Raw genomic sequence first — 19,151 nt, forward strand, 5'->3', positions numbered from 1 at the left:
GGTCACGGCGTGCCCTCCCTGATCGTGATCACGGTCCACGCCCCGAGGTGGATGCGGTCGCCGGGGCCGATCCTGACCGGGACGTTCACCGTGAGGGGCCGGCCGTTCAGCTGGGTGCCGTTGGACGAGCCGGGGTCCACCAGCAGCCAGGAGCCGTCCGGCCGGCCCAGCAGCACGGCGTGCAGGTGGGAGACGCCCGGGTCCTCGGGCGGCCCGGTCAGGTCGATCTCGGGGGCGGCGTTCCTGGCCCGGCTGCGCCGGCCGATGCGTACCTGCTCGCCGTGCAGCGCGAACGAGCGCTCGGGGCAGTACGGCGGGAACGCCATCGCGGCGGCGTCGGGACCGCCCTCGGCGATGACCTTCTCGTAGTAGGTGCGGTCGGCGCCGGTGACGGCCTCGTAGCGCGCTCCCGTCGCGGGCAGGGGGACGGCGGAGCCGCTGCCGCTGTAGTCATGGCCGCACACCTCGCAGAACTGTCCTGCGCGCGGCGTCTGACAGACGGGGCAGGTCTCCGCGGCCGGCCCCGAAGCCGCTCCCTGGGGCTGGGGCTGGGGCGGGGGAGCGGAGTGATGGGACACGGGCTGAGGCGGGCCGGCCATCTGGGCGCCGCAGGTGTCGCAGTAGTCGTCGGCGCCCGACGCGTGCCCCTGCGGGCAGGTCGCCATCAGTTTCCTTCCTTACGCAGCCGGCTCGTCCGCACGGAGCCGGTGTCCAGCTCGATCTCGTCGGCCTTGTCCACGTTCCTGCGCAGCCGGGCCGTGCCGGTGGCCGGGTCGACCTCCACCACCCGCTCCAGCAGCCTGGCGGTGTCCTCCCGGCCGGAGTCGGTGGCGATCTGCCGCGCCTTGGCCAGGCGGGCGGTGGCGGTGTCGACGTCGCCGACGGAGCGGGCGTTGAGGCCCTCCTGGATCAGCTCGTGCAGCTCCGCCTGGCCGGTGTAGTGGGCGACCTTCCTGTTGATCCGGGTGGACTGCGCCAGGTCGTCGGTCCACTGGGCCAGCACGTTGCCGGAGGCCACGGTCTCCTGGGTGTCGGGGCGGACGAGCTTGACCCAGCCCGCCCTGATCTCCTGCCCGACCTGCCCGGGCGGCACCTCGACGCAGATGTGGTATTCGCGTTCCTCGGCGCCCCAGGAGCCGGTGGGGTAGTCGCCGGTCAGCGGATTGACGTCGGTGCGTTTGCCGGTCAGGTCGAGCAGCGTGGGGGAGACCTGCTTGACGAACTTCAGCCGCGCGGTCTGCGGCACCCACACCCGCAGCGACAGGTCGGCCACCGTCTTGCTCATCGACGTCTGCGTGAGCCGGCGGAAGTATTCGGGCAGGTCGCCCTGGTTGCGCACGAAGTCGAACGTGCCGAGCAGCGCCTCGGCCACCTTGCGCAGCTCGGCGGGCACCCAGTCGTCGCCGACGCCCAGGCAGTCGGCCACGAACTTGCCGCTCCAGCCCGCCAGCACCGAGGCGAACACCTCGGGCCGCTCGTTGTTCTGCCCGTCGGTCATGAGCAGCGCGTGCCTGATCGCCGAGGGATGTGCGGTCAGCAGGTGACCGGCCAGCTTGAGCCACTCGCCCATCGCGGTGCCGCCGTGCGCGGTCAGCCGGCTGATGGCGCGCTCCGCCTCGGCCCTGGTGGCCGGGCTCGCCTTGACCAGATTGGCGTGGCCACCGGGGAAGACGACCCTGGCCGACTCCGTACCGGCGATCACCGCGAAATAGACACCGTCGCGCAGCGTCCGCACGGCGGTCGCGGCCGCCTGCCGCGCCTCACGGATCTTGCTGCCGCTCATCGAGCCGGACGTGTCAATGATGATCACTTCGGCCGCCTCGGCGGACGGGGCCGCCTGCACGGTCGCGCCGCCGGTGGAGCCGACGGTGAGAATGGCGTGCACTTCGCGGCCGTCAAGCGGAAGGTACTTGTTCTGGTCGACGTTCAGCGTGAAAACGGGCTGGTCAGCCATGCGACTCTCCTAAGGGGATCAAAACGATCGTCACGTTGTCCTGGCCGCCGGAGTCCAGCGCGTGGCGCAGCATCTCACGGGCCATCTCGATGGGGGTGCCGGTGGCGGGGAAGGCGTAGCCGTCCAGATAGCGCCACAGGCCGTCGCTGCAGACGAGCAGCATCCCCGGCCGCTCCGGGGTGAAGGCGCGCAGGTGCAGGTCCACGTCGCCGGCGTCGGCGCCGAGCCAGGCGGTGATCTCGCCGGTCTCCACCACGTCGTCCTCGGTCAGCAGGGAGCCGCCGGGCAGCAGGTACGCCCGCGTGTCGCCGGCCCAGCCGAGCGTGACCCGGCCGTCCCGCGCGACCGCGGCCGAGACGTACGTGCAGGCCGGGGCGTCGTCCAGCGACGTCGCCAGCTTGGCCACGGCCCGCCCGGCCAGCTCGAACGCCTCCTCCTGCGGCAGGCCCCTGGCCAGCGCCGCGCCCGCGGTCTCCACCGCCACCGCGGAGGCCTCGTCGGCCCTGGGTGAGCTGCCCACGCCGTCGCAGACCACGGTCACCACGGTTCCGCCGGTTTCGAGCAGGGACACCGCGTCCTCGTTCCTGCTGCGCCGCAGGCCCTTGTCGGTCACCGCCGCGGCGCCGCCGGGCAGCACGATCTCGGCGTGGTCGCGGCCGGTGGGCTGGCGCAGCCCGCACCGCTCGCAGTAGCCCTCCGCGTCCACGGCCGCCGCGCCGCAGGAGGAGCAGGTGGGCGCGCCCAGCGCGTGGCCGCACGCCTCGCAGTACGTGTCTCCGGCCACCACGGGAGCCTCGCAAACGGGACAGATCACAACCACGTCCTCGGTCGTACGGCATTGGCCTGGTCGATCAGCGCGTGCCGCTCCTGGCGCGTCTCCGCCGCCACGGCCAGCCTGCGATAGATGGATTCGAGCCGTTTGCGCAGCCCCGGCTCGGTGAACGGCGCGTCGGCCAGCCGCACGGAACCCTGCGGCGGCGGGTTGTCGTCCAGCCAGGCCAGCGCCCCGCCCAGCACCTCGGCCGTGAGCAGGTCGCGGCGGCGCGGGTCGAGGTCGGCCTGGTTCGCGACCCGGTCGGCGGCGCCCACGAGCTCGTCCGGCCTCAGCACGCTGAGGTCGGCCCGGCGCACCACCGAGGCCGCCAGCGCCACCTGCGCCGCCACCCGGTAGACCGACGACGCGGGCACCTCGTCCAGCACGTCGATCCGGCCCGTCCTGGCCAGCCCGAACGCCGCGCTGACGTAGGTGTGGTCGGTGCGCCAGATGAGGTCGTACCAGGGGGCGGCGGGCTTGCCCGCGCACTCCAGCGCGAAGGCCAGCGCCAGCTTCGGCGCCGTCTCGCCGGGCAGGTGCGACAGGCACGCCTCGAACAGCGACACCGCCTGGTCCGCCTGCCCGGTGGTCAGCGCGAGCACCCCGCGGTACCAGGTGAGCCGCCAGTCGCGCGGCAGCTCGCGGTCCAGCTCGTTCAGGGCGACGGGGGTCTCGGCCGCGCCCGACTCGGCCAGCAGCCTGACCCGCATGAGCTTCGTCTCGGGAGTCGCCGGCATCGCGGCGACCTGGTCCAGTAATTCCTTGCCGTCGCGGCCGAGCAGCCCGGCGAGCGCGCCGGCCGCCGGGTCGGTCGGATCCACCAGGGGCACCGGCAGCGCGCGGGCGACCGCCATCGGGTCCAGCGGCTCGAACACCTCGCCGTCCCGCTGCGACAGCGCCGTCCCGACGGCGGTGCGCTCCGGCCCGAACAACGTCGACAGGGCCGGGTGCGGCACCCCGCTCTCCAGCGCGCTGACCTCGCGCAGCACGCCGACGAGCTGCTCCTCCATCTCCCACGCGCTCTGGAACCTGTCGGCGGGGTTCGCCGCGGTCGCCTTGCGCAGCAGCCGGGTGAACGACGGATGCCCGCAGTCGGCCGGCAACGGGCTGGCCACGCCGCCCGAGGCCGGGCTGAACCCCTGGATCGCCAGCACCGCCAGTGTCCTGGCCACGGTGTAGAGGTCGGAGGCGATCGACGACGGCTGCGTCTCCAGCTCGGGGGCGTGGTAGCCGACGGTGACCCAGGACGAGCCCACCGGCGAGCCGAACGGCTGCACCGCGCCCAGGTCGATGAGCTTGAGCCGGCGGCCGACCCTGATCACGTTGGCCGGCTTGAGGTCGCAGTAGACCAGGCCGTTCTCGTGCAGGTAGCCGAAGGCGTGCAGGATCTCCCTGCCGTACATCAGGGCCTCGCGCAGCGGCAGCGGGCCCTGGCGGCGCAGCTCGTGCAGTGACTGGCCGCCGACGTACTCCATGACGATGTAGCCCAGGCCGGCCGAGCGCTGGAAGTTGAAGATCTTGACGATGTTGGGGTGGTCGACGGTGGTCAGGAACTTCCGCTCGGCCTCGGCCGCCGCCAGCGCCTCGGCGTCCATGGTGTTGAGCAGGCCCTTGAGCACCACCCACCGGCCGTCCAGGTTCTCGTCGGAGGCCAGGTAGATCCAGCCGAGACCGCCGTGCGCCAGGCAGCCCAGCACCCGGTACTGGCCGGCGACCAGGTCGTCCTTGGCCAGCTTCGGGGCGAAGGAGAACTGGGTGCGGCAGTGCGGGCAGAACCCGTCCGTCAGCCCGGGGCGGCCCTCGCGCGAGCGGCCCACCGGCTTCCCGCAGTCGGGGTTGGCGCAGTGGCGCTTCTCCTCCGGCACCTCGGGGTTGGCCATCACCGCGGTGGACGGGTCGCGGTAGGGGACCGACGGCAGGTCGGCGATCGTGGCCAGCACCCCGGCCCGCGACCTGCCGCTGCTCAACGGGGAGCTCATCGATCTGCTCACCGGCTGCGTGTGCAGGGGCACCGACGACGGCGCCGACGGCGGCAGCGGTGACGGGCTCGCCGCGTTCCCGCACTGGTCGCAGTAGCCCTCCTCGATCGTCCCTGTGCAGCCGGGCTGCGCGCAGCGGGTCATCGCCTACCTCCGGAAATCGCGCGCTGGTAGTTCTCGACGGCCTCGGCCGCCCTCGTCAGATCGCAGGGGGCGCTCCACAGCAGCACCCGCGCCCGCTCGTACAGCTCCGAGGTCGCCGGGTCCTCGGCCAGGCCCTTGCGCACCGCCATCGCCTGGCAGGCGCCGAGCCGGCCGCGTAACTCGTCGCGCCTGCCGACGAGGCCGTAAAGCGCTTTGGCGGTGGCCCGCGCCTGGTCGGCGACCCTGCGGGTCTCGCCCTCCAGGGCCGACAGCCGCTTGGCCCGCAGCACCCACGGATCGGCGGAGGCGTCGAGCGCGTCCAGCTCACCGGCCAGCGCCTCGACCCTGCTGCGCGGCTGGGCCTGCGGCGGCAGGGCGATCTTGACCACGACCGAGCCGTGGGCCAGCCGGGTCTCGCTCTCGGCGGCCCGCACCCGGTCGAGCGCGGCCACCAGCTCCTCCCTGCGCCCGGCGTACTCGTCCTTGACCACGATCGCCAGCTCGACCTCCGCCAGCGAGCCGGCCAGCAGCCGGGTCACCCGGTCGAGGTCCTGCACGACGGAGGGGCCCAGCGGGTCCTCGACCGCCGCCGCGCGCATCCGCTTCAGCTCCGCCTCCTGGGCGGCCAGGTCGGAGGTCTCGCCCAGCAGGCTCTCCAGCTCGCGGATCCGGCGCAGGCGGGCCTCGGCGTCGTCGAGGCGAGGCAGCACGGCGTTCCACACCGCGTCGATCTCGTTCAGCGCGGCCGTGACCTCGCGGAACGCGGCGTCCATCCGGGTCACGGTCTCGTCGAGCGTCAGGCGCGCGTCCGCCTGCGGGAGCAGCGAACGCTGCTCGACCGGCTTGGCGGCGGCACGCAGCACCACGGACGGGCCCGCCAGCAGCTCGGTGAGCCGGGCGAGCTGGTCGGCGCCGAGCCGGGGCCGGGAGGCCCTGAGCTGCTCGGCGTCGCGCAGCACGGCGCGGTAGGCGTCGTTCAGCGCCCACAACCCGGACAGCGCCTCCTGCGCGGCGGCCCAGCGCCGCTCGGTCGCCCCGCGTAAGGAGGCGCCCCGCAGCAACTGGTAGGTGGTGTGGGATTCGAGATCGAGCAGGTCGCCGGAGATCCGGTCACGTTCGTCGGCCCGAGCGCGCAGCGCGTGCTCGGCGCCCTCCCTGCTCATTGGTGGTCCCAGGCTCATCACGCTCCCCGTGAAGAGGCCCCCCGCTGCCCCGTTTATACCGCCTCAACGGCGGGTTTGAGGGCTTTAGTTCCTTTGGCTCGGGGTGACCCCTGACTTGTCCCTGATCTAACCCTGCCTCGCCTGCAAACCACTTAAGGATCTCTTAGCGTGGTGGTCATGGGACGAATTCTTCTGATCGTCGCGGCCGTCATCGCCGCGCTCCTGCTGCTCGGCCCCCTCGTGGGCTTCGCCCTCACGCTGCTCAAGTGGGGGCTCGTCATCGGCGCCGTCGCGTTCGCCGTCATGTTCGCCTCGAAGTGGCTCAAGCGGACATAGCTTCCTGAGGCATCCGCAGTCATAGTGAGGTGATGGAGGCGCGGCCGGCGGTCGACGATGCCGCGCTCGGGCGCGAGGCCCTGGCCGTGCTCGAGGCGAACTGGACGGGCACCGGCACCGTGCCCGCGCCAGGGCTGTATCCGCACCAATGGAGCTGGGACTCCGCCTTCGTCGTCATCGGCCTGGCCAGGCACCGGCCGGACCGGGCCCGCGACGAGCTGCTCAGCCTGCTGCGCGGGCAGTGGGCCACCGGGATGGTGCCGCACATCGTCTTCCATACCCGCGAAGCGTACTTCCCCGGTCCTTCCGTGTGGCGATCGCAGGAGCACAAGGCCGCGCCCCGCGTGCTCACCTCGGGACTCACCGCGCCGCCCCTGCACGGGCTGGCGCTGTGGTGGCTCTACCGCCACACGGGCGACGCCACGTTCGTCAGGCAGGCCTACCCGGCGCTGGCCGCCCAGCACGACTACCTCGCCTCGGCCCGCGACCTGGGCGGCGCCGGGCTCGCCGCGATCGTGCACCCCTGGGAGTCGGGCATGGACGACAGCCCGGCCTGGGACGAGCCGCTCAACGCGCTGCCCTCGATCCGGTACGGCTACCACAACGTCGAGATGGAAGAACGCCACCCCGACAGCGACCACGACCGCTACGTCTGGCTCGCGATGCGCTACCGGGACGCCGGCTACAGCCCCGGCTACCTGCGCGACGAGCATCCGTTCGCCATCGAGGACCCGATGTTCAACGGGATCTGGCTGGCCTCCTGCCAGGCCATGGCCGAGCTCGCCCCGCTCGCCGGCGTCGATCCCGCGCCGCACGCCGAGCAGGCGGAACGCATCAGGCGGGCGCTGCTCGACCGCCTCTGGGACGGCTGCTTCTACGCCAGGGACCTGCGCGCGGACCGGCTCATCCGGGTGTGCACGGTCGGCGCGTTCGGGCCGCTGCTCGACCCGGGGCTGCCCGCCGACCGGCTGCGGGCCGTCGTCGACGTGCTGGAGTCGGCCAGGTTCATGGGCGCGACCGGCTATCCGGTGCCGAGCTGTGAGATCCGCGCCGCCCAGTTCGACCGCACCCGCTACTGGCGCGGCCCCTCCTGGGTGAACACCAACTGGCTGCTGCGCAGGGCCGCGGCCGTGCACTCGCTCGACCAGCTCGGCCAGCAACTCACCAACGGCACCTTACGCCTGGTCCGCCAGGCCGGTTTCCGCGAGTGCTTCGACCCGTTCGACGGCAGCGGGCGGGGCTGCAGGGACTTCTCCTGGAGTGCGGCGCTCACCCTGGATCTGCTCGCCGATATCGTGGTCGAATGAGCCTTTTCCGCCGGCTGCCCGCTGACGTGCGCCGTTCCCTGGACTTCGAGAAGGGGGAGCGGGTGCTGACGTTCGCCGCCGCGGAGGCGGGTCACCTGGTGGCCACGAACCTCGCGCTCCACCTGCCCGGCGGCACGCGCCTGCCGTACGAGGAGATCGACCGGGCCTCGTGGGACGAGGACGGCCTGCACGTGATCACCACGGACGGCGTCCGGCACTTCGAGCGGATCGCCGAGCCGCGCATGATGCCCGAGACCGTGCGCGAGCGGGTCAACTCCACGATCGTGGTCAACAAGCACGTGCAGCTGCCCGGCAGGGGTGGTGTCCGGCTGGTGGCCAGGCGCAGGCCCGGCGGCGAGCTGCTCGGCTGGACCCTCGTCTTCGACGACGGCCTCGACCCCGCCGACCCCGGCCTGCGCGCCCAGGCCGAACAGGCCCTGGAAGGCGTACGCCGGAGCATGGGCGTCTGACCTTCCCGGCTCCGGCGTGGGCGCGGCCGCAGGCGTGCGGGGGTGTACGGCCGCTCTCAACCCACACGGGGTCGGCGTGTGCCTCAGTAGGGGATGCCGCTCTCCCGGGCCTTCCGCTCCGCGGCGTCCTCCTCGGGCCAGCCGGTGCCGTTCGCCGAACCGTGCTCGTCGGAATGGAGGAACGGGATCCGCTGCTGCAGCGTGTCACCCACCCTCTCCCTGGCCATCCCCGCGAACCTCGACGCCTGCGCCCCGAACACCCCGGCCGCTTCCTGCACCCGGGGATTGTCGGCCACGCGCTGCGCGGTCCGCTTGATCTGCTCGTACCGTTCGCGCCCGGCCCGGCTGCCCAGCACGTAGCCCACAGCCAGCCCAACAGCGAATGTCAGTCGATAACGCATTTTTCACCTCCGCTGTCTCCGGGCCTACCCCGCTGACGATGCGACACGCACTCCCGGAGTGCGCTAATCTATTCCTGCGCACAGCGACAGGGCCCAGGGCCCCGCCGAGGTGGGCAAACAGTTCGATCCCGCGTAGCTCAACGGCAGAGCAGCCGGCTGTTAACCGGCAGGTTATAGGTTCGAGTCCTATCGCGGGAGCCAGTCCGCCAGGCCCTCTTCCTCTGGGAAGGGGGCCTGAGTCGTTTCCGGCGACATGGGTGATCAGGTGGCTCAGAGTCGTACCCCATGGCTCGGGTGTGTCGGCCGGTCCTCCCGCTGAGGGCGCCTGCGGTGCGGGGCGCCCGATCCGATGGCCAGAGCCACGGCGCCGATCATGAAGCCCGCGCCCGAGCAGGATCGGCCTTGGCCCGGAGGTACGGACGCGCGTGAGGGGTCGGCGGTGGGCGGTCGTTGTGCTTTGATGGCGGTGCTTCGGACTGGCGCGTTTCCTGGCCCCCATCACAGGAGTGAACGAGTGTCTGCCTCTTCACCCGGCTCGCCCGACTCGCCCGGCCGTTCGTCGCGGCGGCCCGCGCGTACGCCCATGTGGCCGGTGGTGGCGATGGGTCTCTGCTGGGTCGTCGGCGTTCTGTGGATCGTCGTGTTCTACCTGAACCCCGCTCTGCCGGTCCTCGCCGAGCTGGGGAACTACAACCTGCTCGTCGGCTTCGCGTTCATCATCCTGGGGGTGTTCTTCGCCCTGGTGCAGGCGGTGGTGGCCATCGTGGTGGCGCGCCGCCGGGGCTGAAGCTGAAGATCGGTTCGGCTGTCTTAAGCCTGGCTTCAGGTGCCGCGGGGGACCCTCGGGGGTGTCGAAACCCCCTCGGGGAGGGAGATCCCAATGATGAAGCGACATCTGGCGATCGTCGCCACGGTCGCGGCGCTCGGACTCGGCGGCATGGCCGGGCCCGCACTGGCCGGCGAACGCCCTGACGGGCCCGTCAGAGTGCTCGGCGGGCAGGACGGGCACGCCGAACGTGCGCGGCCCGACGGGCACGGCGAACGCGCGCGGCACGGCGGGCATACGGAACGTGCGCGGCACGGCGGCAGGCTCGTGTGCTGGACGGATGACGGCGAGGTCGTAGCCCTTTCCAGGGCCAAGGTGGCCGAGCTGATCGACGACGAGTACGTCGAGGCCGTGCCCGCGCGGGCCGCCGAGGACGACGTGCGGCGGGCGACGCCCGAGCGGCTGACGATCCGCGTTCCGGCACGGGAGATCGCGGGCGGGAAGGTCGCCGGCAAGCGGTGGCGTCACGCGCGCGTCATCCGTCTCACCTGCGCATGGGAGGGGCACGTCCGCCGGTAGCCGGGATGGAGTCACGCGCCCCCGCCGGTAGCCGCGCGCCCTCGCCGGCAGGCGGGATGCGGTCACGTGGCCTCCGCCGGTAGCCCGGACGGTGTCACGCGCCCCCGGCAGGGTTTCCGGGGGCGTGTGGCATTTCACGCTATGTGACTCGACCATCACCCGTTTTCCCGTTCCTGGGACAAGGCAGGCATGGCGCGCAAGGATGGAAGGGCCGGTCGTTGAGGCCGGAGCCGCGGGAACCGTGACGGAGGCGTGGAGAGGGCGCCACCAGGACGTGTCGCCGACCCGGAATCGGCGGGGCGCTCCGCTGACGGAGAAGTGCTGACTGCCGCGTGCCTACCTGGATCAAATCCCTTCGACCCTTCGACGCGCCCGCCGCCCGCACGGTGGTCAGGCGCACCACCGACCTCGGCGAGGCCGAGCGTTTCATCAGGCTCTTCCACACCGAGAACCCGTCCGCCGGGAACCCGTACACCCGCCTGCGCGACGTCGCCAGGGAGGTGGCCCGGCGCGGGACCTACACGCACACGTACGAGGAACTGGAGTTCGGGGCCCGGGTGGCCTGGCGTAACAGCAACCGGTGCATCGGGCGGCTGTACTGGCGCTCGCTCAAGGTACGTGACCGCCGCCAGGTGAGCACGGCCGAGGGGATCGCCCTCGAATGCGTGGCCCACCTGCGCGACGCCACGGGCCGAGGCAAGATCAGGCCCACGGTCACCGTGCTGCCGCCCGACACCCCCGCCCTGCCCGCCTTCCGGATCGTGAACGACCAGCTCATCCGGTACGCCGGCTACCGCACCCCAGATGGCGTGCGCGGCGACCCGGCCAACCTCGCGCTCACCGAGACCGCCACCCGCCTGGGCTGGCGCGGCCGGGGCGGCCGGTTCGACGTGCTGCCGCTCGTCATCCGGCCCCCGGCGGGCGAGCCGCTCCTGTGCAACCTGCCGGGGGACGCCGTGCTGGAGGTGCCGCTGACGCATCCCGACTATCCCTGGTTCGAGGAGCTCGGCCTGCGCTGGCACGCCGTACCGGCCATCTCGGACATGTGCCTGGAGATCGGCGGAATCTGCTACCCCTGCGCGCCGTTCAACGGCTGGTACATGGGCACCGAGATCGGCGCGCGCAACCTGGCGGACGCGGACAGGTACGACCAGCTCGGAGTGGTGGCGGAGCGGCTCGGGCTGGACACCTCCAGCGAACGGACGCTCTGGCGTGATCACGCGCTGGTGGAGCTGAACGTGGCGGTGCTGCACTCGTTCGAGCAGGCTGGAGTGAGCATGACCGATCACCACACGGAGTCGCGGCGCTTCCTGACGCATCTGTCGCGGGAGGAGCAGGCGGGTCGGGTCTGCCCGGCGGACTGGTCGTGGATCGTGCCACCGCTGTCGGGCAGCGCCACGCCCGTCTTCCACCGCTACTACGACACCCGCGTCCTGACTCCGGCCTTCGTCCACCACCGGTAGGAGACCCGCAAGGCGTCAGGGGCAGGGCTCGGTCAGGCGGTCGCGGAGGGTGGTGAGCTCGGCGGCGGTCAGGCCGGCCGCCGTCAGGCGCGCCTCCACGTCGAGGCGCGCCAGCAGAGCCGAGACGACCTCTTCCGTGGTGGTCCCGGCCTCCGCCAGGCGGGCCCGTACGCGCAGGTCGTCGTCGGGCTCGCCCAGCAGGGCGTACAGCGGGCCGAGCCGGGCCGCCGAGCAGGCGTAGTCGGCCAGGATGTCGGCGGGCCCGACCCCGGCCAGCGCGAGCAGCAGCAGCGCGATCAGCCCGGTGCGGTCGCGGCCGGCCACGCAGTGGATGAGCACCCCGCCGGGCTCGGCCCGCGCGACGGCGCGCAGGGCGAGGACGCACTGGTCGGCCCGCCGGTCGAGGAACGGGCCCAGGTAGAGGGGCGTCCCGCCGTACCGGGTGACGGCGGGGTCGTCGTGGCGGTGCAGGGGCACGCTGACGATCGTCATCCCGGGCGGGCGGTGGCCGGGGGCGGCGCGGTGCTCGCCGGGAGTGCGCAGGTCGACGATCGTGCGTACGCCGTGGGCCGCCGCGGCCGCCCAGCCGGCCGGGGTGAGCCGGTCGGGCGTGTCGGAACGCACCACCGCTCCCCAGCGCGTCCGCCGTCCGCCGCTCGCCGCCAGGCCGCCCAGGTCGCGGACGTTGTGGCAGCCCTCCCACGCCAGATGCCGCTCCATGGGACCACCGTATCCTTGCCTTCCCGGGCTAGAACATGGTTCTGTTAGGGGCATGGCGGATCTGGTGCTCTCGACGCTCGACGACAAGGGCGTGCTCACGCTGACCTTCAACCGGCCCGACACGCTCAACGCGTGGACCGACGCGATGGGGCGGCGCTACTTCGACCTGCTGGCGGAGGCGGAGCAGGATCCCGGGGTGCGGGCCGTGGTGGTCACCGGCGCGGGCCGGGGGTTCTGCTCGGGAGCCGACTTCAAGACGCTGACCGCCATCCAGACCGGCTCGTACGACGAGGCCCCCGACCCCCGTCCCAACACCTTCCCCACGACCATCGCCAAGCCGATCATCGCCGCCGTCAACGGGGCCTGCGCGGGCCTCGGCATGGTGCACGCCCTCGTCTGCGACCTCGTCTTCACCGCCGAGGAGGCCAAGTGGACGACGGCCTTCCCGCGCCGCGGGCTGGTCGCCGAGTACGGGCTGTCCTGGGTGCTGCCACGCGTCATGGGGCAGCAGCGGGCGATGGACATCCTGCTGTCGGGGCGGGTGTTCTCCGGGCGGGAGGCGTACGAGCTGGGGCTGGCCAACCGGGCCGTGCCGGGGGCCGAACTGCTGGACCAGGCCCGCGCCTACGCCGCCGAACTGGCGGTGCACAGCTCGCCGGCGTCCATGGCGGTGATCAAGCGGCAGGTGTGGCACGACTGGGACACCACGCTGGAGGAGTCGGCCAAGGCGGCCACCCAGGAGATGCTCGCCTCCTTCGGCCGGCCGGACTTCGCCGAGGGCGTCGCCAGCTTCCTGGAGCGCCGCCCGCCCACCTTCCCGCCTCTGTAACAGCGCCGCCCGCCCACCTTCCCGCCTCCGTAACAGAGTCGCCCGCCGCACTTCCCACCCCCTGTGACGCCACCGCCGGTCAGGGCGCCGCCGGAGGTCCCTCGATGACCATCCGCAGGCAGTCCTGGAACAGGTCGTCGACGGTGCGGCCGGGCTGGAAGTAGTCGGTCACGCCGGCCATGACGGTCGGGAACATCGCGCCGTACGCGGCCAGGTCCAAGTCCTCCCCGCTGCCCGCCTCGGGCCGGGGCCACTGCTCCTCCAGGACGAACCCGAGGGTGAAGCGCTCGACCGTCAGCACGATCAGACGGGCCTGCCGCAGCGCGAAGCCCCGTTCCATCAGCGTGCTCATCGCCAGCTCCGAGATCGCCGCCATCTTGAGGGAGAGCTGGGACGCCGAGACGATCCTGGCGCCGTCCGGATGGGCCAGCAGCGCGCGGCGCAGCCGGGTGGCCAGGCCGCTCAGCCAGTCCTGCCAGCGTTCCTCCGGCCCGGGCCGGGTCAGCTCGGGGAACTGCTCTTCGAGGATCTCCTCGGCGATGGCGGTGACGAGGGCCGCCTTGTTCGGGAAGTGCCAGTAGAGGGTCGGTGACCGCACCCCGAGCCGGGTGGCCAGTTTGCGCGTGGTCACGCCGTCGAGACCTTCCGCGTCCAGCAGTGCTATCGCTTCGGTGACGATCCGCTGTCTGTCCAAGGCCAAAGTCGGCACCTCCCAGCGCACTCTATCAGTGCTAGGGTCCTCCCTATCAGTGATAGAGAGGAGCTGACATGAAGGCAGCGGTGCTCCACGAGATCGGCGGCGTGCCCCGGTTCGAGGACTTCCCCGACCCGGTGCCCGCCGCGGACGAGGTGATCGTCGAGGTCAGGGCGGTCGCGGTCGAGAACGTCGACAAGGCCTTCGCGGCCGGGACCCACTACGCCGGCGGCGGATACCTCGCCCGGTTCCCGCTGATCCCCGTCTTCGACGGCATCGGGACGCTGCCGGACGGCACCCTCGTCGGCTTCGGCCGCCCGCGCGCCCCCTACGGCGCGCTGGCCGAGCGGACCGTGGTGGCGCGCGGCGCGTACGTTCCCGTCCCCGACGGGATCGAGCCGGAGGTCGCGGCGGTGCTCGGCTCCGCCGTCACCGGCATGTCCATGGCGACCGCGGCGGGTCTCGTGCCCGGCGAGACGGTGCTGGTGCAGGGCGCCACGGGGGTGGCCGGGCGGCTCGCGGTCCAGGTGGCCCGGCTGCTCGGCGCCGGCCGGATCGTCGCCACCGGCCGCGACGAGGGGCAACTGCGCGAGGTGCTGGACCTCGGCGCCGACACGGTGATCAACACGGCCGTCCAGGACGACGCGCTGGCGCGGGCGTACACGGAGGCGAGGGGCGACGGCTACGACATCGTCGTGGACTTCCTCTGGGGCAGGCCCACCGAGATCCTGCTGCGCTCGCTGACACCGGAGTCCTTCGCCTTCCCGAAGCCGACCCGGGTGGTGCAGGTCGGCGAGTCGGCCGGGGCGCGGCTGACCCTCTCCGCCGACAGCCTGCGTACCTCAGGGGTCGAGATCTACGGCGCGGCCAGAAACCTCGACCCCGGCACCATGGGCGAGGTGTACGGGCGGATCGTCGCGTGGACCCGCTCCGGCGAGCTCACCTTCGGGGTGGAGAAGGTCCCGCTGAGCGCGGTCGAGTCCGCCTGGCGACGCACCGACCTGCGCGGCAGACGTCTGGTCGTCGTGCCATGACCGCGGTTCTCGAAGATCCGCGGTGACGACGGCGCTCAGGAGGTGCGCCGCAGTCCTCTGAAGACGAGGTCGATCAGGTGGCGGGGGTTGTAGCGCGGGTCGCTGCCGTGGTCGACGCACAGGTCGCCGACGCCGCGCATCAGCTCGTACGCGCGCGTGCCCGGCTCGATCTCGCCCGCCTCCACCCCGGCGTCGAGCAGGTGCGCGGCGACCGGCTCCAGACGGTCGAGGAAGTAGGCGTGCAGCGTCGCGAAGCCGTTGCTGTCGGACTGCATCGCCTTGGCCAGCCCGTGCTTGGTGACCAGGAAGTCGACGAAGAGGTCGATCCACCGGCGGAGCGCCTCGTACGGGGAGCCGGTCTCCGCCAGCAGCACCGGGCCCGCCTCCGCGCACGCCTCGACCTGGTGACGGTAGACGGCGACGATGAGGTCCGCCCGGGACGGGAAGTGACGGTAGATCGTCCCCACCCCGACGCCCGCCTTCGCGGCGATCTCCCGGATCGGCGCGTCGACACCCGAGGCGACGAAAACCTCGGCGGCGGCGGCCAGCAGCGTCTGCTGGTTGCGCCGCGCGTCGGCCCGCTTGCTCCTGACCGGCATCTCGCCGGGCTGGCCTGTGGTGGGCACCGTGCTCTCCTTCGCCGACGAAGCGGACCGGGCTCCGACGATCGATCGATCGGAACAACGCTCCACTTAGTTTAGGCGAAACCGGACACTGATCAGAGAGGCGGCGTCAAGAGAGGCGGTGGGCGCCGGCGGCCGGGGTGGCGGGCAGGAAGCGCGGCTCCTGGAAGCCCCGCTCCGCGTAGGCGGCCGTCACCGAGGCCCGCACGTCGTCCAGCCGCTCGTCCGGCACCAGCGCGATGGCCGAGCCGCCGAAGCCGCCGCCCGTCATCCGCGCGCCGCGCGCGCCGCCCCTGATCGCGGCCTCCACCGCCAGGTCCAGCTCGGGCGACGACACCTCGTACTGGTCCCGCAGCGACAGGTGGGAGGCGTTCAGCAGGGCGCCGATCTCGGTGACCTGGCCGGCCCGCAGCAGGCCGATCAGCGCCTCGACGCGGTGGTTCTCCGTCACGACGTGCATCGTGCGCTTGCGCTCGTCCCCGCGCAGCTGGTCGAGAGCCCCGGCCAGGTCGGTGACGTCGCGCAGGGCGGGGACGCCGAGCTTGCGGGCCGCGGACTCGCACTCGGCGCGGCGCTTGGCGTACTCGCCGCCCGCGTGCTCGTGGTGCACCTGCGTGTCGATGATGAGCACGCTCAGGCCGTGCGCGGCCAGGTCGAGCGGGATGTTGCGGGAGCCGAGCGAGCGGCAGTCGAGGAACAGCGCGTGCCCCTCCCGGCCCAGCGCCGAGGCGGCCTGGTCCATGATGCCGCAGGGCATGCCGACGAAGTCGTTCTCCGCCTTCTGGCTGAGCAGGGCCAGCTCCATCGGGGTCAGGCCCAGCTCGTGCACGTCGTTGAGCGCGGAGGCGACGGCCACCTCCAGGGCCGCGCTGGAGCTCAGCCCGGCGCCGCGCGGGACGTCGCCGTCGATCGCGATGTCGGCGCCCTCGACCCGGTCGCCGAGCATGGCGAGGACGCCGACGACGTAGCGGGTCCAGCCCTCGGACTCCTCGCGGGTGGCCATGGTGACCGGCTCGCCGGGGGCCTGGAGGGAGAGCAGGCGGATGGTGCCGTCGGTACGCGGGGTCAGGGCCGCCGTCACGCCCCACGGCACCGCGAACGGGAGCACGAAGCCGTCGTTGTAGTCGGTGTGCTCGCCGATGAGGTTGACCCTGCCGGGCGCACGCCAGACGGTCTGAGGGGACGCGCCGTACGCGGCACGGAAAGCTTCAACAACGCCCATAATCGAACACTCCTCAACAAAGGCCCGACCGTAGACTAGCGCCATGGAGGAGCTGCTGGACCCAGGGCTCGGTCAGGTCCGCGTGTTCCTGCGGCACGACGACAACAAACCGCGCAAACTCCGCTACAACCTCGGGCACGCGCGGCTGCTCACGTTCGGCGGCGCCTACTCCAACCACATCAGGGCCGTGGCCGAGGCGGGGGCGCGTCACGGCATCGAGACGATCGGGGTCATCAGGGGCGAGGAGCACCTGCCGCTCAACCCCTCACTGGCCCGCGCCGCGGCCTGCGGCATGACGCTCACCTACCTCGACCGGGCCTCCTACCGGCGCAAGCACACCGAGGAGCTGCAGGCGGAGCTGCGGGCGCGGTGGGGCGAGGACGTGGTGATCCTGCCGGAGGGCGGGAGCAACGCGGCGGCCGTACGCGGCTGCGCCGAGCTGCCGGGGGAGATCGACGGCGACATCGACGGCGACTACGACGTCATCTGCTGCCCGGTCGGCACCGGCGGCACCCTGGCGGGCCTCTCGGCGGGGCTCGCCGCAGGCAGGCGGGCGCTCGGGTTCGCGGTGCTGAAGGGCGGCGGCTTCCTGCGGGAGGAGGTGGCCAGGCTGCAGCGGGAGGCATATGGACGTACATGGCCGAACTGGTCGATCGAGCTCGGCTACCACTTCGGCGGGTACGCGCGGTCGACGCCGGCCCTGGACGCGTTCGTCGAGCGGCATCCGGTCGAGCGGATCTACGTGGCGAAGATGCTCTACGGGATCGTCGACCTGGCCCGGCGGGGCGTCCTCGCGCCGGGCACCCGCGTCGTCGCCGTGGTCACCGGTCAGCCCTCGACCCCGGTGGACGCGTGCGGCGCCCCGACCGGCTTCGACTCCGGTGAGCCCCGCTGACGCAGATAGATCGACAGCACCACCATCGACAGCACGGCCAGCAGCTCCGACTGCCAGTTCTGCAGGCTCCGGTTCCAGAACTCGGCCGAGGTGACGTACGAGCCCCAGGTGACCGGATCGCGCAGGTCGCTGAGCCGCTCGGCGTTGTACGCCGCCTGCCCCGCCACCGACTGCGCCAGCCACGACAGCAGGAAGACGGCGCCCATCACCATCCCGAGCGAGTTGCTGAGCAACCACAGCCGCATCCCCTCGGCCCTGGCCCAGCGCGGGGAGTCGGGCCCCGCGTGCGGCCCGATCCGCTGCTCCTCGTCCGACTCCGCCCCCTCCTCGCCGGGCTCCTTGGACTCGGGCGAGCCCTTCTGGACCAGCCAGACGGTGAGCATGATGAACAGGAAGAACTGCAGGTATTCGGACTGCCAGTTCTCGGCCACGTCCACCGCGAACGACGAGGAGAGCACGAACCGCGCCAGCGAGACCGGCTCGGCGCCCTCGGCCACCTGCTGGTCGTTGAACTGCAGCAGCCCGGCCACGGCCTGCCCGCCCAGCGCCAGCAGGAACAGCACCAGGAACGTCAGCGATAGCGCGTTCTCCTTGACCCGTCTCACAGTCTCGACCATCCGATCGCGAAGAAGCTCGCCAGCCCGAGCACGATCACCAGCAGGGTCAGCACGAACATCACCCGCATCAGTCCTCCACCTCGCACTCGTACGGGAGGTCGCGCACCGGGCTGCAGCCGGCCGCGCTGATCCGCCAGCCGTCGCTGAAGTGGCGCAGGAAGAGCGTGTCACCGCGCAGCCGGACCTGCGCCTCGTCACCCCACACGCTCACCGCGGTGACCCCGCCGCCGGGGCCGAGTCCCAGCTCCTTCAGCGCGTCGGCGCAGGTCTGGCCGCGGTCGGGCAGCTTCTCGGCGGTCTGGCGGGTGAGCATCGCGCACGCGGCCGCCTCCTGGTGGGCGGAGATCGCGGCGTGGAAGCGCTCGGCCGCTCGTGCGGGGGACCGGGTGTCCACGGCGCAGCCGGTGGCGGCCGAGACCGGCACGAGGACCAGCGCCAGTACCACGAGAGGCTTTCTCATGGGCCTCTGTTACCCACAGGAGTATCGGCCATGCTCGGAGTAGCGCTGCCCTCGGGGATCAGTACATCGGCCCGAGCTGGTCGAGCACCGGCGACACCAGCGCGTCGAGCTCGCGGGCCAGCACCGTCACCGCTCGGTGCGCGCGTCGCTCGACCTCCTCGTGCGGCCCCTCGGGCTCGGGCGGCAGGTCGTCCAGCGGCACCGGCGCCTCGACGAGGAGGGAGGCGCGCAGGAACGGGATCCTGGCCAGGTCCTGCTGGGTCGGCTCGACGTACTGGCCGAAGGTCTCCTGCCAGCCCAGCCAGCCGCGGTCGCGCCACCACGTCCGCGAGCGCCGCAGCTCCTCCGGCAGCGGCGAGACGACCCTGACCCGCGCGTAGAGGGTGCCGTCCCAGGTGTTGCGGTGGCAGGTCGCCTCCAGGACGCGCCGGTCCCACCGCACGTAGCCGGGGTCGAGGAACGGCGGCGCGGCCAGCCGCCACGCCGTGCAGGCGAAGCGCACCGGCGCGATGTCACCCCACTCGAACTCGTCCAGGTTCTTGCGAACGTGTACGGCATAGCGCCCGTCGCGGTCCCTGTCGAACTCCTGATCGATCCAGAACGCCTTGCCCATGAGCCCTACGCTACGGCGCTCCCCGGGCTCCCCGCGTGAGGACGGGAGATCTCGGAATGCGCTGTGAC

General features: G+C 72.3%; 23 protein-coding genes and 1 tRNA gene. 11 read left to right on the top strand and 13 right to left on the bottom strand.

Going from position 1 to position 19,151, the window contains the following annotated elements; genetic code table 11:
* Positions 1-2 precede the first annotated feature (2 nt).
* From B0I32_RS05920 to B0I32_RS05935, 4 genes are read right to left on the bottom strand one after another with little or no spacing between them, the layout of a single operon-like run.
* Positions 3-665, bottom strand: a complete 663-nt coding sequence (locus B0I32_RS05920; RefSeq protein WP_106235653.1) for an FHA domain-containing protein — start codon at positions 663-665, stop codon at positions 3-5.
* Entirely contained in the window at positions 665-1,954 is a 1,290-nt protein-coding gene (locus B0I32_RS05925; protein WP_106235655.1) for a vWA domain-containing protein, read from the bottom strand. Before B0I32_RS05925 ends, B0I32_RS05920 begins: the two co-directional genes overlap by 1 nt.
* Positions 1,947-2,738, bottom strand: a complete 792-nt coding sequence (locus B0I32_RS05930; RefSeq protein ID WP_245955624.1) for a protein phosphatase 2C domain-containing protein — start codon at positions 2,736-2,738, stop codon at positions 1,947-1,949. The genes B0I32_RS05925 and B0I32_RS05930 overlap by 8 nt, the downstream gene beginning before the upstream one ends.
* 26 nt (positions 2,739-2,764) lie before the next feature.
* Complete coding sequence (locus tag B0I32_RS05935) at positions 2,765-4,708, bottom strand: serine/threonine-protein kinase (protein WP_245955625.1); 1,944 nt, start codon at positions 4,706-4,708, stop codon at positions 2,765-2,767.
* Here B0I32_RS05935 and B0I32_RS59660 point away from each other — a divergent pair.
* Positions 4,698-4,844, top strand: coding sequence for a hypothetical protein (locus B0I32_RS59660; protein WP_245955626.1), 147 nt, complete (start codon positions 4,698-4,700; stop codon positions 4,842-4,844). The genes B0I32_RS05935 and B0I32_RS59660 overlap by 11 nt on opposite strands.
* 43 nt (positions 4,845-4,887) lie before the next feature.
* On the opposite strand, the gene B0I32_RS05940 is transcribed toward B0I32_RS59660, so the two are convergent.
* Entirely contained in the window at positions 4,888-6,054 is a 1,167-nt protein-coding gene (locus B0I32_RS05940; protein WP_106235660.1) for a coiled-coil domain-containing protein, read from the bottom strand.
* A 177-nt stretch (positions 6,055-6,231) separates the two neighbouring features.
* On the opposite strand from B0I32_RS05940, the gene B0I32_RS57465 reads away from it, so the two are divergent.
* From B0I32_RS57465 to B0I32_RS05950, 3 genes are read left to right on the top strand one after another with little or no spacing between them, the layout of a single operon-like run.
* Positions 6,232-6,390, top strand: coding sequence for a hypothetical protein (locus tag B0I32_RS57465; protein ID WP_181307058.1), 159 nt, complete (start codon positions 6,232-6,234; stop codon positions 6,388-6,390).
* A gap of 32 nt (positions 6,391-6,422) precedes the next feature.
* On the top strand, positions 6,423-7,697 hold the full coding sequence (locus tag B0I32_RS05945) for an amylo-alpha-1,6-glucosidase (RefSeq protein WP_181307060.1): 1,275 nt from the start codon (positions 6,423-6,425) through the stop codon (positions 7,695-7,697).
* Positions 7,694-8,167: a hypothetical protein gene (locus B0I32_RS05950; protein ID WP_106235664.1), complete on the top strand. Its 474-nt coding sequence runs from the start codon at positions 7,694-7,696 to the stop codon at positions 8,165-8,167. Before B0I32_RS05945 ends, B0I32_RS05950 begins: the two co-directional genes overlap by 4 nt.
* A gap of 83 nt (positions 8,168-8,250) precedes the next feature.
* Here B0I32_RS05950 and B0I32_RS05955 read toward each other — a convergent pair whose 3' ends face one another.
* Positions 8,251-8,568 carry a hypothetical protein gene (locus tag B0I32_RS05955; protein WP_106235665.1) on the bottom strand — a complete coding sequence of 106 codons (318 nt, stop codon included), beginning with the start codon at positions 8,566-8,568 and terminating at the stop codon, positions 8,251-8,253.
* 126 nt (positions 8,569-8,694) lie between these two features.
* Between B0I32_RS05955 and B0I32_RS05960 the strand changes: the two genes are divergently transcribed.
* The 4 genes from B0I32_RS05960 (at position 8,695) to B0I32_RS05975 (ending at position 11,376) form a co-directional block, all read left to right on the top strand.
* A tRNA-Asn gene (locus tag B0I32_RS05960) sits at positions 8,695-8,769 on the top strand.
* Positions 8,770-9,082: 313 nt separating this feature from the next.
* Positions 9,083-9,355 carry a cell division protein CrgA gene (locus tag B0I32_RS05965; RefSeq protein ID WP_245955627.1) on the top strand — a complete coding sequence of 91 codons (273 nt, stop codon included), beginning with the start codon at positions 9,083-9,085 and terminating at the stop codon, positions 9,353-9,355.
* A gap of 93 nt (positions 9,356-9,448) precedes the next feature.
* Positions 9,449-9,913, top strand: coding sequence for a hypothetical protein (locus tag B0I32_RS05970; RefSeq protein WP_106235668.1), 465 nt, complete (start codon positions 9,449-9,451; stop codon positions 9,911-9,913).
* A 332-nt stretch (positions 9,914-10,245) separates the two neighbouring features.
* On the top strand, positions 10,246-11,376 hold the full coding sequence (locus tag B0I32_RS05975) for a nitric oxide synthase oxygenase (protein ID WP_106235670.1): 1,131 nt from the start codon (positions 10,246-10,248) through the stop codon (positions 11,374-11,376).
* Positions 11,377-11,391: 15 nt separating this feature from the next.
* On the opposite strand, the gene B0I32_RS05980 is transcribed toward B0I32_RS05975, so the two are convergent.
* A complete protein-coding gene (locus tag B0I32_RS05980) occupies positions 11,392-12,096 on the bottom strand; it encodes a tyrosine-protein phosphatase (protein ID WP_181307062.1) in 705 nt (234 codons plus the stop codon).
* Positions 12,097-12,148: 52 nt separating this feature from the next.
* Between B0I32_RS05980 and B0I32_RS05985 the strand changes: the two genes are divergently transcribed.
* Positions 12,149-12,925 carry an enoyl-CoA hydratase-related protein gene (locus B0I32_RS05985; RefSeq protein WP_106235672.1) on the top strand — a complete coding sequence of 259 codons (777 nt, stop codon included), beginning with the start codon at positions 12,149-12,151 and terminating at the stop codon, positions 12,923-12,925.
* A 79-nt stretch (positions 12,926-13,004) separates the two neighbouring features.
* Here the strand turns inward: B0I32_RS05985 and B0I32_RS05990 are convergent, their stop codons facing one another.
* A complete protein-coding gene (locus tag B0I32_RS05990) occupies positions 13,005-13,625 on the bottom strand; it encodes a TetR/AcrR family transcriptional regulator C-terminal domain-containing protein (RefSeq protein WP_106235674.1) in 621 nt (206 codons plus the stop codon).
* Between the two features lie 68 nt (positions 13,626-13,693).
* On the opposite strand from B0I32_RS05990, the gene B0I32_RS05995 reads away from it, so the two are divergent.
* On the top strand, positions 13,694-14,653 hold the full coding sequence (locus B0I32_RS05995; protein WP_106235675.1) for a quinone oxidoreductase family protein: 960 nt from the start codon (positions 13,694-13,696) through the stop codon (positions 14,651-14,653).
* Positions 14,654-14,688: 35 nt separating this feature from the next.
* Here B0I32_RS05995 and B0I32_RS06000 read toward each other — a convergent pair whose 3' ends face one another.
* Entirely contained in the window at positions 14,689-15,279 is a 591-nt protein-coding gene (locus B0I32_RS06000) for a TetR/AcrR family transcriptional regulator (RefSeq protein ID WP_106235677.1), read from the bottom strand.
* Positions 15,280-15,385: 106 nt separating this feature from the next.
* Positions 15,386-16,498 (bottom strand): galactokinase, encoded by a 1,113-nt coding sequence (gene galK / locus B0I32_RS06005; protein WP_106235679.1) that lies wholly within the window; start codon positions 16,496-16,498, stop codon positions 15,386-15,388.
* Between the two features lie 43 nt (positions 16,499-16,541).
* On the opposite strand from galK, the gene B0I32_RS06010 reads away from it, so the two are divergent.
* Positions 16,542-17,393 (top strand): 1-aminocyclopropane-1-carboxylate deaminase/D-cysteine desulfhydrase, encoded by an 852-nt coding sequence (locus B0I32_RS06010; RefSeq protein WP_106235680.1) that lies wholly within the window; start codon positions 16,542-16,544, stop codon positions 17,391-17,393.
* Here the strand turns inward: B0I32_RS06010 and B0I32_RS06015 are convergent.
* The 3 genes from B0I32_RS06015 to B0I32_RS06025 all read right to left on the bottom strand — a co-directional run bounded on the left by B0I32_RS06015 (position 17,327) and on the right by B0I32_RS06025 (position 19,083).
* Positions 17,327-17,998, bottom strand: coding sequence for a DUF6766 family protein (locus tag B0I32_RS06015; protein ID WP_219911660.1), 672 nt, complete (start codon positions 17,996-17,998; stop codon positions 17,327-17,329). The two genes, B0I32_RS06010 and B0I32_RS06015, sit on opposite strands and share 67 nt — an antisense overlap.
* 79 nt (positions 17,999-18,077) lie before the next feature.
* Positions 18,078-18,470, bottom strand: a complete 393-nt coding sequence (locus B0I32_RS06020; protein ID WP_146178057.1) for a hypothetical protein — start codon at positions 18,468-18,470, stop codon at positions 18,078-18,080.
* A 58-nt stretch (positions 18,471-18,528) separates the two neighbouring features.
* A complete protein-coding gene (locus tag B0I32_RS06025) occupies positions 18,529-19,083 on the bottom strand; it encodes a hypothetical protein (RefSeq protein ID WP_106235686.1) in 555 nt (184 codons plus the stop codon).
* Positions 19,084-19,151: the final 68 nt, after the last annotated feature.

This window comes from Nonomuraea fuscirosea (assembly GCF_003001935.1).
GTDB lineage: Bacteria > Actinomycetota > Actinomycetes > Streptosporangiales > Streptosporangiaceae > Nonomuraea > Nonomuraea fuscirosea.